Annotated in this window: 15 protein-coding genes; 4 read left to right on the top strand and 11 right to left on the bottom strand. The window is 37.0% G+C overall.

The annotated features are described in order from the left end of the window. Positions 1–13 precede the first annotated feature (13 nt). The 5 genes from FD20_RS04955 to FD20_RS04935 form a co-directional block, all read right to left on the bottom strand. Entirely contained in the window at positions 14–748 is a 735-nt protein-coding gene (locus FD20_RS04955) for an amino acid ABC transporter ATP-binding protein (RefSeq protein WP_057736494.1), read from the bottom strand. Between the two features lie 442 nt (positions 749–1,190). Next, positions 1,191–2,015 (bottom strand): DUF6681 family protein, encoded by an 825-nt coding sequence (locus tag FD20_RS04950; protein WP_057736493.1) that lies wholly within the window; start codon positions 2,013–2,015, stop codon positions 1,191–1,193. Between the two features lie 11 nt (positions 2,016–2,026). Beyond that, positions 2,027–2,542: a hypothetical protein gene (locus FD20_RS04945; protein WP_057736492.1), complete on the bottom strand. Its 516-nt coding sequence runs from the start codon at positions 2,540–2,542 to the stop codon at positions 2,027–2,029. A gap of 67 nt (positions 2,543–2,609) precedes the next feature. Next, positions 2,610–3,047, bottom strand: coding sequence for a Fur family transcriptional regulator (locus FD20_RS04940; protein ID WP_057736491.1), 438 nt, complete (start codon positions 3,045–3,047; stop codon positions 2,610–2,612). A 76-nt stretch (positions 3,048–3,123) separates the two neighbouring features. After that, positions 3,124–3,684, bottom strand: a complete 561-nt coding sequence (locus FD20_RS04935; protein WP_057736490.1) for a guanylate kinase — start codon at positions 3,682–3,684, stop codon at positions 3,124–3,126. 340 nt (positions 3,685–4,024) lie between these two features. On the opposite strand from FD20_RS04935, the gene FD20_RS04930 reads away from it, so the two are divergent. The 4 genes from FD20_RS04930 (at position 4,025) to FD20_RS04915 (ending at position 9,558) form a co-directional block, all read left to right on the top strand. Further along, positions 4,025–5,419: an APC family permease gene (locus FD20_RS04930; RefSeq protein ID WP_057736489.1), complete on the top strand. Its 1,395-nt coding sequence runs from the start codon at positions 4,025–4,027 to the stop codon at positions 5,417–5,419. A gap of 183 nt (positions 5,420–5,602) precedes the next feature. Beyond that, positions 5,603–8,014 (top strand): Xaa-Pro dipeptidyl-peptidase, encoded by a 2,412-nt coding sequence (locus FD20_RS04925; protein WP_057736488.1) that lies wholly within the window; start codon positions 5,603–5,605, stop codon positions 8,012–8,014. Between the two features lie 96 nt (positions 8,015–8,110). Beyond that, complete coding sequence (locus FD20_RS04920) at positions 8,111–9,016, top strand: proline-specific peptidase family protein (RefSeq protein WP_057736487.1); 906 nt, start codon at positions 8,111–8,113, stop codon at positions 9,014–9,016. A gap of 155 nt (positions 9,017–9,171) precedes the next feature. After that, on the top strand, positions 9,172–9,558 hold the full coding sequence (locus tag FD20_RS04915) for a VOC family protein (protein ID WP_057736486.1): 387 nt from the start codon (positions 9,172–9,174) through the stop codon (positions 9,556–9,558). 203 nt (positions 9,559–9,761) lie between these two features. On the opposite strand, the gene FD20_RS04910 is transcribed toward FD20_RS04915, so the two are convergent. The 6 genes from FD20_RS04910 to FD20_RS04880 all read right to left on the bottom strand — a co-directional run bounded on the left by FD20_RS04910 (position 9,762) and on the right by FD20_RS04880 (position 14,942). After that, positions 9,762–10,253, bottom strand: a complete 492-nt coding sequence (locus tag FD20_RS04910; protein ID WP_057736485.1) for a QueT transporter family protein — start codon at positions 10,251–10,253, stop codon at positions 9,762–9,764. 289 nt (positions 10,254–10,542) lie between these two features. Next, positions 10,543–10,962, bottom strand: a complete 420-nt coding sequence (locus FD20_RS04900; RefSeq protein WP_235807713.1) for a GtrA family protein — start codon at positions 10,960–10,962, stop codon at positions 10,543–10,545. Next, entirely contained in the window at positions 10,949–11,914 is a 966-nt protein-coding gene (locus FD20_RS04895) for a glycosyltransferase family 2 protein (protein WP_057736483.1), read from the bottom strand. The genes FD20_RS04900 and FD20_RS04895 overlap by 14 nt, the downstream gene beginning before the upstream one ends. Positions 11,915–12,240: 326 nt before the next feature. Further along, on the bottom strand, positions 12,241–13,233 hold the full coding sequence (locus FD20_RS04890; protein ID WP_057736482.1) for an aldo/keto reductase: 993 nt from the start codon (positions 13,231–13,233) through the stop codon (positions 12,241–12,243). 100 nt (positions 13,234–13,333) lie between these two features. Beyond that, positions 13,334–14,149: a Cof-type HAD-IIB family hydrolase gene (locus FD20_RS04885; protein ID WP_057736481.1), complete on the bottom strand. Its 816-nt coding sequence runs from the start codon at positions 14,147–14,149 to the stop codon at positions 13,334–13,336. Between the two features lie 52 nt (positions 14,150–14,201). Beyond that, positions 14,202–14,942: a TerC family protein gene (locus FD20_RS04880; RefSeq protein ID WP_420864737.1), complete on the bottom strand. Its 741-nt coding sequence runs from the start codon at positions 14,940–14,942 to the stop codon at positions 14,202–14,204. Positions 14,943–14,972 lie beyond the last annotated feature (30 nt).

Here is a 14,972-nt window from a genome sequence, read left to right as displayed (position 1 = left end):
ATTCTTCCCCCTCTTAATGCTTGATGATTTTGCTTAAGAATTGCTGTGCTCTTTTCTCCTTAGGCGCTTTGAAGAAGACATCTGCCTTTTCGTCCTCAAGAATCTCGCCATTATCAATAAAAATAACACGGTCAGCCACTTCACGAGCAAAACCCATCTCATGTGTAACTACGACCATGGTCATCCCCTCAGTCGCAATCTTCTTCATAACGTTCAAAACATCGTCGATCATCTCAGGATCAAGCGCCGATGTCGGTTCATCAAACAGTAATGCTTTAGGTTTCATTGCTAAACTTCGCGCAATTGCCACCCGTTGTTTTTGTCCACCAGAGAGCTGCCGCGGATATGACTCAGCTTTGTCAGCCACCCCTACACTCTTCAACAAACGCATAGCAAGTTCTTTATTTTCCTTAGGATCGCGCTTCAAAACTAATTTTGGTGCCAGCATAATATTCTCAAGCACCGTTTTGTTATCATATAAATTGAAATGTTGGAAAACCATCCCAACATCTTTTCTAATTTGATTCAAATCCGTTTTACTGTCCGCCAAATCATAATCATTGACGAGTAATTGGCCTTCAGTAAAATCCTCAAGCCCATTGATAGTTCTGATCAATGTACTCTTTCCAGAACCAGAAGGACCGATGACAACAACCACTTCACCCTTATCTACCTTCAGGTTAATATTCTTTAGTGCATGGAACTTATCATAGTACTTTTCGACATTTTTAAACTCAATCATTGCCATTTCTTTTTCCTCCTTGGGAGCAATCATTAATTTCCGGTAACTACAATATTAAAATTTAATTTAATTTTGTGCAAGAAATTCGAATTAATATTATTTTTAATATAAATTTTGACCATTAAACTTTGTTAAACAAAGTTTAATAGTCAAAATTTAATATAATATCAAAAGAATTTTCGAGTATTGAAGAACGATTGCAATTATACTTTGTTTTTGAATATGCTTAATTTCATAATTAAACAAGAAAAACAGTATTTCATACATCCGCATGCAGAAAACAAAACTTAAAAATGGTCCTAATTTCTAAAATTTTAAATTTCATTTTCTAAGACAGCAAAAGATCCCGTCAGAAACCAAAAAATCGATTGCTAGCGAGATCTAATTTTTAATTAATTATTACAAATTCTCAACAAATAATCACTTACTATCCAGTCTTTCCGAGCTGTTAAATGTCCTTTGAAACATCTTTTTCTCGGTACGCAACTTGAATTTTCAACTCGTAAGGGCCCTCTTCTTGCATTACCGTCGAACGACCAGCAAATTTATATGGGCCTCCATAAACAGCCGCTGCGGCAACAAATAAACTGTATTTTCGTTCCACTTCAGTAACCGGCATCAAACCAACAGACTTAATCTGTCCAAGCCTTTTTCTTTCAATTTGATTAATACCGCCATATAAATTCAAATGTCCAGCTTCGTGCACCAATTCAAAGTAAGGAAGTGCGACTGGCTCATTGAGGGCGAAAACATTCTCTTTCTTCGCTCGTGCAATTTTGAAAATCTCATTATCACTATTGCCACCATAATCAAGCCTGAGATAATTTTCTGCTGCCAACTGTCCGACAATCTCATTTAAAGCCTGAATTTCAGCCGCATTTCTTTTGAGTTTTGCCGGCAAAATAGTTTCTCCCTTAAAAAGGCCATTGGTTTGCACGAATCCATTTTGAGCTCCAGTCTTTTTCTTATCCAACATATCTTCCTTAGGCTTCATTCCTAATTTCTTTTCAATCCAAGGTGAGAAATCAAAGCGCGACTTCTTGGATGTGAAAAAATATAAAATATTCAGATATGCGAAATAACTGAGACCAAAAAAGGCTAGAATAAACAATAAACCACGTGCTAAAAAACCATTTGCTAAGAAACGATATGCTACGTACAGCAGATAGAAATTACCAACTGTCCCTAGGATCGTATATACACGGTTCTTCAGCTTAACGTTAATATTGATATAACCTAAATAACTGTTGATTAATCCTATAATACTGAACAAGTTATTTCCTCCTATTCTCCTGTAGCATTATTACTTTGGGTATTCTGATTATTTTGCGTTTGTGTACTTGAAGAAGAACTTTCAGCCTGTTGATTAGTAGATTGTGAGCTAGACTGAGCCGAACTGCTACTCTCTGCTTCATCGTTGTCTTCACTTGATGTACTACCACTTGTTCGTGAAGAAGATGAGGTTGATTCAGCTGAGGAACTCTGATCCATATCTTCTGAACTGCTGCTCTCACTATCTTGTTGCTCATCAGAAGAAACAGAACTGTCTTCACTGCTAGATCTTGACGATGTTTCCTCACTATCAGATTCTGAACTTTTCTTTTTATCACTAGAATCATCTGCTTTAGAAGAACCACTCGATGCGCTCGAAACCGAACTAGAATTTTCAACTTTTTGTGTTACAGGTTTACCTTCGGAAGTATTTGTTGCTTTGTTCACAGCCACGTTAGTCGCGCCTAGAGCAAGTACGACCGACATAATAGCAAATGGTGTAATAAAAGGCGGTGTTCGATAAGCCATTCGTAATCTCTCCATTTCTTATCTTGAAACTTAATATAATTAAACCAAAAATAGGCCTTAAAAGATACTAGTTAGACATATCTTTGCTTAATTTTATACAATCTGCGCACAATCCGTACAATTCAAAATGATGTTCATCAATTCGACAGCCGGGAAGCTGCTTTTCAAAATAATCCAACGGACACATTTCAACCTCTTGGACCTTTCCACATTGCTTGCAAATAAAGTGATGGTGATGCTGATGTATGAAATCGCATTGATACTTCACACTTGCATTACCATCTTTTGTTCGCTGCTCAATGATCCCAACTTCTTCAAATTCTTTTATATTCCTATATATTGTGTTATGACTCATGCCTGGATATATGCTGTGCATATACTTGTCAACTGCCACAACATTAATATATTGTTCCTGAAAATGACTTAAATACTCCAAAAGACTCAAACGCTGTTTAGTGATTTTATAATTGTTTTTTTGCAATAACTTAACTGCAAACTCTATCATAAGTCTTACATGCCTCCAAGCAAATAATAATTATTACTATTAAGCATAGTATAGCACAGCTTTTTAAGAATAAAAATCAATTGTAGTATCCTTCTTCTATCAATGTTTTTGCGATCTTCTCCTCAACTTTTTCCCAATTGTCATTACGAATACGCACACAAAAATCTTTAAGTTGGTCCGGAACATCCATGTCTCTTCTCGCCTCTGAACTGGACAAACGTTGCGTAGCAGCATTGCAGCCGCCATCTCTGTCTTTCAATCTTCTTACCAAAGTTTCGCTGTCAGAAACATAGATGTACCAGCACATGAGACTTTCCTTTAATTCCTTTCGATATGTGAGGGCACCTGCAGTATCTAAAACAATAACTGCCCAAGCGCTTTTTTCCCACGCTCGCTCTAAGCCCTCTCGCGAAGATCCATAAAAATAGTGATCATACTTTACATATTCAAAATAATCATTTTTAAAAAAGGAAGTTTCAGTTTCAAAATAGTAATCACTGCCATCAACCTCATCTGCCCTTTTTGGGCGGGTAGTATGTGTAATAACGCGTTCAAATCCGTGTTTATTTATCAGATAATTCTGGATCGTTGTTTTACCGGCACCAGAAGCACCACAAATAATTAAAAGATGTCTCATAGTTTCCCTCAATTCGATTAAATGCTCAACTGTTTAACATCCATATGTCTCTCTTACCATTGTAATTTCAAAAATAGACTTTGACTATGAATGTAAATCTTTCAGACACAATAGTCAATTTCTCTCAGAATAAAATAATATACGTCGCTTATCCAATACCATCTTTTTAATTTGTCTCTTTTGAAAAAAAGTCAATTTTTTCTTTAAAAAAAAGGTTCTTCCGAACTCTTACTCTTCTAAAAAAACATTTACTTTTAAATATAATTGACATCGTGCTCTAATATTTATATTATCAGGGTTGTATGTTCTATTTTTTATGAAGAAATGGAGGGATTATTCATTGAATTTGAAACAAAGAATCTTCAAAAAAGAAAGTCTTTCGCGGTACATCGATAAAGATGGTCGTCTTGCTAAGACATTAAGTGCCGGTGACCTGATTGCACTGGGTATTGGAGCTGTTATTGGAACTGGTATTTTTATACTTCCAGGAACAGTTGCCTCTTTGCACAGCGGTCCAAGTATTATCTTGTCGTTTGTAGTAGCTGCTATTATCTGTTCGACTGCTGCTATGTGTTACGCAGAATTTTCATCGGCACTTCCGATTGCCGGCAGTGCCTATTCATTCGGCAATATTGTTTTTGGTGAAGTTATCGGCTGGTTTTTAGGTTGGGCATTGATTCTTGAATATATGCTGGCTGTTGCAGCTGTTTCAACTGGCTGGTCAGCTTATTTTAACTCTTTTGTAGCGGGCTTTGGCCTCAATATACCTAAAGCTGTTAGCGGTAACTTCGATCCAACTCATGGAACATACGTCAACATCGTAGCAATTCTAATCGTCCTATTTATTTCTTTTATTCTTTCGAAGGGTGTTAAGACTTCTATTCGTATCAACAATATTATTGTTATTGTGAAAATAGCTATTATTTTCCTTTTCCTGCTTGTTGGCATGTTTTACGTTAAACCTGCCAACTGGCATCCTTTCTTCCCATTCGGCTATGGTGGTGTTTTAAAAGGTGCTTCTTTAGTCTTTTTCGCCTATCTCGGATTTGATGTCGTTTCTGCAACAGCAGCCGAAGTTAAAAACCCGCGAAAAAATATGCCGATTGGAATCATCGGGACATTGCTAATATGTACAGTTTTGTATATCTTGGTTTCAATCGTTCTAACAGGTATGGCTTCTTATACAAAATTAAATGTGGCCAATCCTGTTTCATATGCTTTGCAGCTCGTTCATTTAAATTGGGTTGCCGGAATCATCTCAATCGGTGCTTTAGCAGGCATGTTTACAATGATGGTCACCATGATTTACAGCAGCTCGCGCCTGATCTACTCAATTGGACGTGATGGTTTGCTGCCTAAGTTTCTCGGTGAAGTAAATCCAAAACATCATACACCTAATAAAAGTATGCTGTTCGTAACAATTATTATCAGTTTTATGGGTGGTTTTGTTTCATTGACTCAGCTAACTAATCTGGTAAATATTGGAACTTTGATTGCCTTTACTTTTATTTCAATTGGTATTATCCCTTTACGTAAGCGTAAAGATATTCCTAACGATGGTTTCAAGGTTCCATTCTACCCGTATTTACCAATTATCTCGACACTTCTCTGTATTTTAATGTTAACTCAATTATCTAAGGAGACATGGATTGCTTCAATCATCTGGTTCATTATCGGAATGATTATCTACTTCACATACGGTATCAAACATAGTCAAATAACCAAAAACGAGTAAAGTTTGACCATAAAAGAACTATCTTTGTTTTGCATGAAGCATTGCACAGTTACTAGGAAAGCCCTGACAACTATGCAGTGCTTCTTTATTGTTTATCCTTCTATATTTGCACTCTTTTTAATCATAGACTGTATTTTACGGTATAATTAGAAATTAAAGATAACTTCTGGAGGATATCAACTTATGCGTTACAATCAATTTGCACATATTAAAACTTCTTTAAAAACCAAGCTTGCAGAATTAAACCAGATTCATTACGTTGATCAAGCAATGCTTCATGAAACACCAACTAAATTGTGGCTGCAATTAGTAGAAAAAGCTTTTCCACAAGCACTTTCACTCGCTGCTCAAAAACAAAAGGCAGCTGCACTTTTAGCAGACGAGACAACTCCACTGACTGATTATGTAAAAAAAGCAGATGTGAATGTCCAAGCCTTCTACAATGTAGGCCTGCAGTTATTAGGTTTTGAACCTGAAAAAGACTTTTCACTATCCGACCCACTTGAAGCCATAAAAAAAAGTAACCTTTCTTACCAAGAACAGCTTTCCTCAAAAGAAGATGTGCTTAGCGCTTGGTATGATCTCCTTTGTACACATACCACAAGCGGACAAACTCTGTTAGATAAATTAGCTTCACTTGGATATTTCAAACCTTTCTTCGGAAATGTTTCAGACCCACTCTTCTTTAATGGAAAAGCACAACCCATTTTTGATACAAACAAACTAATACGTGAAGTGGTTTACGTCGAATCAGATTTGGATACTGATAAAGATGGTCAACGTGATCTTTTGAAAGTAGAAATTATTAGGCCAGAAGAGTCCTCTTCTGGTTTAAAAGTTCCAGTTGTTTACACCGCTAGTCCTTACAACCAGGGAACAAACGACACTGATGGACAAAAAATGATGCACAACATGAATACAACTTTAACTCATAAAAAGCCAAGTGACACAAATTATGCCGCCATCGAATATCGAGCAAAAAGCAGTGTGCCGCCTGCTCCTCGTTCTATCACACGCGAAACAACAATAGCTGAAGAGTCGTTCGGGCGTGAATTCTCATACACACTTAACGATTACTTACTGGCACGTGGATTCGCGGCTGTCTATTCAGCCGGCATCGGTACTCTGGACTCCGATGGCGTCAGAACATGTGGTTCCCCCGCCGAAACAGCAGCAGCGGTCGCTGTAATTGAGTGGCTGAATGGTACTCGAATTGCCTTCACCAATAAGACGGACAGAGCAGCAATATCAGCTTGGTGGTGTAATAAAAATATTGCAATGACAGGCAAATCGTATCTGGGAACACTAGCAACTGCTGCAGCAACAACTGGTGTTGCTGGATTAAAAACCATAATTTCAGAAGCTGCCATTTCCAGCTGGTATGATTATTATCGTGATGGTGGCCTTGTTGTTGCTCCTGGAGGTTTCCCAGGTGAAGATGCTGATGTTTTAACTATGGAATGTTTCAGTCGCAAAAAACAGGCTGCCGATTATCTAAAGGTCAAAGATATATTTAAAAAACAGTTAGCAGACATCACTGACGGTCAGGATCGATCAACAGGTAACTATAATACTTTTTGGGATGCACGCAACTATTTAAAAAATATCTCTAAGATCAAAGCAGATATTATCATGGTTCATGGACTAAACGATTGGAATGTTAAGCCGCGAAACGTGTTCAATCTCTGGCAAGCCTTAAAGCACGTTCCAGTTACAAGCAAACTTATCCTTCACCAAGGACAGCATATTTATATCAACAATATGCGTTCACTTGACTTTAATGATATGATGAATCTCTGGCTGTCTTTTAAACTCTACAACGTTGATAACCATGCAAAAGACGAGCTGCCGGATGTTCTGGTGCAAGATAATGTCACACCTGAAACATGGAATAGTTTTGCGGATTGGATAGCTCCTCAACACAATGTAGAAAAATTGTGCTTGCGGCCACATGAACTGGTCTCATCTAAACTTGAGCCTGCAGAAGGTGCCGCCAATTTTCAAGATAAATTACCATCTGCCGATTTTGAATACTATCAAAAACATTTAAATATTTGGATGAAGGATTTGCTGTCTCCGGACCACTCGCCTTTAAAACATAACCGCCTTTTATTCAGAACAGCAGCTATGGACGAGGACAAGATCATTCAGGGGGAACCGGAAGTCACAATGAGCGTGGCCACCAACAAGAATCATGGAATGCTGAGCTTCATGTTGATTGACTATGGCACAGCCCGTCGACTAGGAAGTGTGCCAACAACACTCGAACGTAAAGGCTTAAACTATGGCTTTCAATGGCGCGAAGATGATCTTGTTGAATTTTCGTTAGCCAAAAAAACTCCCTGGAAAATGATTTCCAAGGGACATATCAACCTTCAAAACCGTCATTCTAATTGGAAAAATGATGAACTGCAGCCTAATTCCTTCTACACCATTAATACCAAACTGCAGCCAACTTTTTATCACTTACCTAAAGGTCATCATTTAGGCTTGATTATTTATGCAACAGATATGGGAATGACAGTTCGCGCCAATGAAGATTTAGCTTATTCAATCAAATTAGCTGACAGCTGCCTAAAACTGAATTTTATTTAACTGATACGCTTTTTGTTAATCTTTTCCAATTTATTCCGCTAACTGAGCTTAAAGTGCTATCATAAAATTATCTTTAAAGAAACTAGGTGTTTGATTATGAAACAAGGCACAACCATTCTTACCTTAGACAATGGTTATCATTTATGGACACATACTGAGGGTAAAGGAAATATTCAACTACTTTGTCTGCATGGAGGACCTGGAGGAAATCATGAATACTACGAGAATTTTGCAGAAAAGCTTGCAGATCTCGGTGTTCAAGTATCGATGTATGATCAGCTTGGATCTTGGTATTCAGACCAGCCCGATTTCACAAAGCAGGAAAATATAGACAAGTTTTTAAATATGGATTACTTCATTGATGAAGTTGAAGAAGTTCGTCAAAAACTTGGTTTGGACAATTTTTACCTCATTGGCCAGTCATGGGGCGGTATCCTGACACAAGAATATGCGCTTAAATATCCTGAGCATCTCAAGGGAATTATTATCTCCAGCATGACAGACAATATTGATGAATATGTCGAGAACATCAATGCTATCCGTGAAAAAGAATTCTCAGACGATGAACTCGAATTCATGAAAAAATGTGAAGCTGAAAATGATTATGCTAACACTTGCTATCAGAAATTGATCGATGCCTTAAATCGTGGCTATGTTGATCGCAAACAGCCACCAGCTATCTCACATTTAACAGATACTATGGCCACACCTGTCTACAACTATTTTCAAGGTGACAATGAATTTGTTGTTACCGGTAAAATGAAGGGATGGGATCGTCGTCAGGATATTCATAAGATTAATGTTCCAACTTTAATTACCTATGGTGAACACGAAACAATGCCACTCGCTACAGCAAAAAGAATGGCAAGTGTAATTCCACATGCTCGTTTGGAAACAACTCCAAATGGTGGACATCATCATATGATCGATAATGCCCCCGTTTATTTCGCTCATTTAAAGAAATTCTTACAAGATGTTGAAAATAATACATTTTCAGAATAATTATTGCATGCGAAAATTAGGCGTTGGATCGTAAAATTCCAACCTGGTACCTAGGTTGGAATTTTCTTATTAAAACATCCTCAAAACAAGTTTTCTCCGCCTAACTATGAATTACTCATAGTCGAATACGTTTAATTACAAAGGGTGCTGATATAATGAATATCAAACGAATTGATCACATCGTTCTAACTGTTGCAAATCTTCCTCGTGCTATTCGTTTTTACCGCGAGGTCTTCGATATGCCAATTATTAAGGACAAATCTACTGGAGAAGAAAACTGCGTTCGCTGCGGACACCAATTGATTGAATTTCAGCTCGCAAATACCGACCGTGATTTGAGACCTGCTAAACCTGTCATCGGATCAGCCGACATATGTATCATAGCAGGTGACTCAATGGACCAAATTATTAATCATTTGATTAGCTACTATATTCCCATTCTTAAAGGGCCGCTTAAACGAGTTGGTTCCGAAGGTGAAATGACCTCAATCTATATTAATGACTATGATAACAATTTGCTTGAAATCTCAAGCTATAAATAAATTCAAATCATAAAAAACAAGGAGCCGTTCCAACACTGATGTTGGCACAGCTCCTTGTTTTAATTTATCTTATCAAAAATTCAATTAGGCATTATTAACAGATAGAATCAGACTCAGTCTGAAACCTGCGATTAATGCTCTAAAAGTTTCTATCTTTTACCAAACTATAACTTTTATTTTTTTCTCGTTATTTTCAAATAATTTTATTTGGTTAAATCAATTCGCAGACTAATGAGCCAGAAGGCTACAGCACCAATAATCATTGAGATAAGTTCCCCGATTGCAACTGATAAATACGTTGCCCAAAATGGAATGTGACTAACAAAAAACATTTCTAATGCCACGCTCCAAGTCAATACCGTACATGAAATGACACTGATCACCAGTTTACGCGGCACCGATTCAGTATATCGGCTCAATAAATAACTGACCCCAGTCATCATCAATGTTCCTAAAGAACCAAAAACAACATCCACTGCACCTAAGCTCGACCATAAATTTGCAATCAAGCATCCAAGTGTCAGTGCCCAAATATAACGTTTGTTAAAGACCGCGAGGTTGTTCAGCATTTCTGCCAACCTCAACTGGACTGGTCCGAAGCTCCAAGGTATTAATGCGACCGTGATCACAACATAAAGTGCTGCAATCAACCCACTTTTGAGCAGTCCAACTGTTCTTTCGTGCGTGTTTCCCATTTCAAAGACCTCTTTCTAGTTTTTTTATTTTGGTGGGATTTTTGCGAACCACCAGCACAAGTATCAGAAAATACTTGAAAACTGCTATTTTTCTGTCCAAATCTTCTGTATTTGTACACCGCAACCGATTATAACAAAAATAGGTACCAGAGAAAAGCAACCGAGCTGCTTTTAAAACATGTTTTCCCACTCAAAAAGACACTTCCCAACACAAACTACTTTTAAGGGAAGCATCTCTTAATTTATCATTATTAGAAAATGTGCTAAAAAACACTCACAATTTATTGCTTTATTCTTTTTTAAATGCCCAGAATCTTTGTCCTAAATAATTCAATCCTACAAACAGAATTGTTCCCGATAGCATCGCAATATTATCTTGCGTTCCTTGAGAAAAACTACTAAAAAGAACTTTTATGACAGGTTGTGCAGCCCCATAAGCTATCAAATAACAAATGGTTATATTGATCACAAAGCGGACAATAATCCGTTTGTCCTTTGATTTGTTCTGAAAAGTAAAATATTTATTTAGAAAATAACTTAAAATACTGCCGAAGATATAATTAGAGGCTGAAGAAACCCAGTAATTAAAATGAAAAAGATTATAAAATAAAAACATTATTGCCATCCCAAAAATAGTGTTTGCAATACCAACCACTATAAACTTGAGCATTGTAACATCAAAGAGTTTTCTTAGTCTATCTAGCATCATTCGTATGTGTCCTTTCACTTATGATATAACGCGGACGAGCTTTTGTTTCTAAGTATATTTTACCAATGTACTCACCGATGATACCCAAACATATCAATTGAATTCCTCCGATAAATGTCACAAGTGCACAGGTACTGGCCCAGCCACTGACCGTTTCTCCCATCAAAAAGCGGACAATTACCCAAACCAAGATGGCAAAACTAAACAAAGACACAGAACTTCCCAAAGTTGTGATGATTCGAATAGGTTTAATACTAAGACTCGTTATCCCATTGAATGCAAGACCAAGCATTTTACTTAAAGGATAGTGGCTCTTCCCCGCCAAACGTTCGTGACGTTTATAGTAGACAGATGTACTTTTAAAACCTACCAGAGGGATCATCCCCCGCAAAAATAAGTTAACTTCCTTAAACTTGGCTAATTCGCGCAAAACTCGCTCCGAAATCAGGCGGTAATCAGCATGGTTATAGACAACCTCTGCACCCATTACATTCAATAATTTATAATACGATTCTGCTGTAAAACGTTTGAAAAATGTGTCTGTTTCTCTTGAGCTGCGAACACCATAGACGACTTCATTTCCCTTAGCATATTCTTCAATCATTTGATCCATTGCATTAATATCATCTTGTCCATCGCAATCAATTGAAATTGTAATATCAAACTTTCCAATGGATTCCATTAGACCAGCTAAAACAGCATTTTGATGACCACGATTTCTACTTTGTCTAATGCCGGTGAAGTGGCTATCCTTTTCAGCCAGCTCCCTGATCAGCGCCCATGTTCCATCCTTGCTTCCATCATCCACAAACAAAATTCTACTATCCGGTGCAATCATTTTCTCTTCCGATAATTCTAATATCTTATCTAAAAACTCAGGTGCAGTGACTGGCAGTACCTCTTGCTCGTTAAAACAAGGTATTACTATACATAATCTAGGTTCAATTTTCATAAAAATCCTCCAAACCATTCACAAAAACTATCCTTTGTATTCTAGCATTTGACTGCACTTTTGTAAATTTATCCAAAAATTTTTTACATTTCCTTATTAAACTACAAAAAAGGAAGCGGGATCAAAATTTCTCCAGCCTCCTGTTTTATTTTTGTACTATGCGAATAATGTTTTTCAATAACCATTTTTTTATGTTTAATCACGGATTACTTTGTAGTCAGTCCTTAGTATTTGTAATTTTTGATTAATATGCAAAACATAACAACTATTGACACAACTATTCAAGAAATGAAAATGTTTATTCGGAGAATTAATTTTTATAAAAATTATCTTTTCAAAATAGAATTGATGCGCTTGAGCTCATCTTCAGAAAAATCTAAATGTTGAATTGCTGCAAGATTGTCATCCAGATGTTTGAGATTTGTTGTTCCAATGATGACACTCGCAACTGTTTCGTTACGCAGCAGCCAAGCTAATGCTAATTGTGAGAGAGTCTGTTCGCGTTCTTGGGCAATTTCATTTAATCCACGTAGTCTCTGAATAACTTTGTCTTTTCCTTCATCAAAAACAGACTGGCTAGTATGATGAATCTTATATGAATCAGGTATACCTTCCAAGTAGCGTGTGCTTAAAAGACCCTCCGCAAGTGGACCATATGCCACAACACTTTTCCCTTCATGTTCCATTGCGTCAAGTAAGCCACTATCTTCAGCCTCCCGATTCAATATGTTATATGAAACTTGGTTAACAGTAAAAGGCGTCCCCATTTTTTTAAACAGTTTTGTGATTGCCTCTGTTTGCTGCACATCAAAATTCGAAACCCCAATGTATAACGCTTTTCCCTGACGGACAACGTCATCTAAGGCAGCAGCTGTTTCTTCCAATTCAGTATGCGGATCGAACCGATGAGCATAATAAATATCAACATAGTCCGTTCCTAATCTTTTCAAACTCTGATCGATTGATTGTAGGATTGTTTTGCGCGACAAAAAATGTCCATAAGGTCCTGGAATTGTTCGATATCCGACTTTAGTTGTAATAACTAGTTCATCACGGTAGGGTTTTAATTCATCCTGAAGAACACTGCCCAATAGCTTTTCTGCTGTCCCTATTTCAGGGTAACCGTAATGATCCGCACAATCAAAACTAAATATACCTTTATTAAAAGCACTTAAAATAATCTGTTTTCTATCATAATACGGAGCAGCACTGTCGAAGCGCTTCCATAAACCTAAAGAAATCACTGGCAATCGCAATCCAGTCTTTCCGACCCTTCTATAAGGCAAAACACCATATCTTTTTTCAGCTGGAATAAACATCTTCTCAATCCTTTCCTAATAATATTTGAACATTTTTTAAGCAGACTGCTTTCAAAAAAACACCTGGCAGTACTTTAAAATATATTTGTTCAAGTACCACTTACAAAACAAATTTTTCAATAACCTCCGCAACTGCACTGTGATTATTATCTCTTTTAGTGATATAGTCAGCTTTCTCCTTAACAAAATCCTTGCCGTTATTAACACAGACACCCATTCCTGTTTTCTGTATCATTGGCAAATCATTGCTATTATCGCCGATAGCAATAATTTCTTCAGGCTTAATCCCTAACTGCTCACCTAGTTGAATCGTTGCCTCTCCCTTATCAGCAGCTGGATCATTAAATTCAATATACCGATCCGAAGAAAATGTAATATTCAAATTTTTATTCATCTTTTGCGTCACAAACTTCCTGAGTGCAATCCGCTCCTTAGCTAATGGTACATAAAAAAGTATTTTTACTAATTCTTTTCCGCGTAGTTCATCAATATTGTCTTCTTTCAGATCGACCCAGCCATTAATGCGCCCAGTTAAATAATCAATTTCACTTTGATTCATATTCCAAATATATAATTTGTGTAACGAATAGACATGGACACAGAAATTATGTTCCACACCTAGTTTGAAAAGCTCTTCAATTGTTTCGAATGCCATCGCATTAACTTTCAGAAAACGGTTGTTTTTATTTTCAACTATTGCCCCCCCATTAAAAGAGATAACGTATTCATTTTTCTTCTGAAACAATCCAAGTTCGCGCAGATTGTCTTGGACCGTCAGATAATTACGTCCTGTGTTCGGAACAAAATAGACGCCCCTCGTCACCGCATCTTGGATAGCTTTAATATTTTTTTCGGTAATTTTTTTGTCGTCAGTCAACAAGGTTTCGTCTAAATCACAAGTCACCATTTTATACATATAGCCTGAACCACCTTATCATTATTTTTCTCACTTCCAACATTGAAAATTGCTAATGCCGAATTCGGTTCACAATAATTGTCACGAGAATTGAAAGGAAGACAATAATCGCAAAAACCGCAGCTGGAATTTCAATATCAATTGCCGGAATCGACAAGAACAGCTTAACTGCAATTAATGCAATCAGTCCATAAGCCATAACTTCCAGCTCTGGAACAAGTTCCATTAATTTGATAATAAACTCTGCAATACCCCGCATACATATTATCCCAATCATTCCACCTATCAAAACAATTACAGGATTGCTTGAAATTGCTAACGATGCCAGTACAGAATCAATTGAGAAGACAATGTCCATCATTTCAATTGAAATAACGACCGACCAGAACAGCGGCAATAACCTCTTTTTGGTTTTTCCCTCTTTCATAGGCACAGGGTGGAAAATACGATAAAAATGGTTGACCGATAGATATAACAGGTACCCTGCTCCAAGAATCTTAATTTCCCAAAAATTGATTAGGTATGTTCCTATCCCAATGATCAAGAAACGAAAAAGATAAGCGCCCCACAAACCATAAAACAAAGACTTTTCCTGTTCTTTTTTTGTAGGGAGCGTTTGTGTCTGTGCTGCTAATACAATTGCATTATCAACTGAAAGCAAGCATTCAATTAAAACTAAAGAAAGAATGATCATCCAATCACTGCCGGATTCAACCACGCTTTTCCAATTCTCTATATCAAAAAAGGGTCCATATAACTTCGAAATGACACTCAAAAAAGTAGCTCCTCCCATTGGGGTTTAATTATTTTAATTCATTCTACC

Source organism: Liquorilactobacillus uvarum DSM 19971 (assembly GCF_001434935.1).
Classification (GTDB): Bacteria; Bacillota; Bacilli; order Lactobacillales; family Lactobacillaceae; genus Liquorilactobacillus; species Liquorilactobacillus uvarum.
The sequence above is the reverse complement of the archived record's forward strand: the minus strand, read 5'-3'. Positions and strand labels throughout refer to the sequence as shown.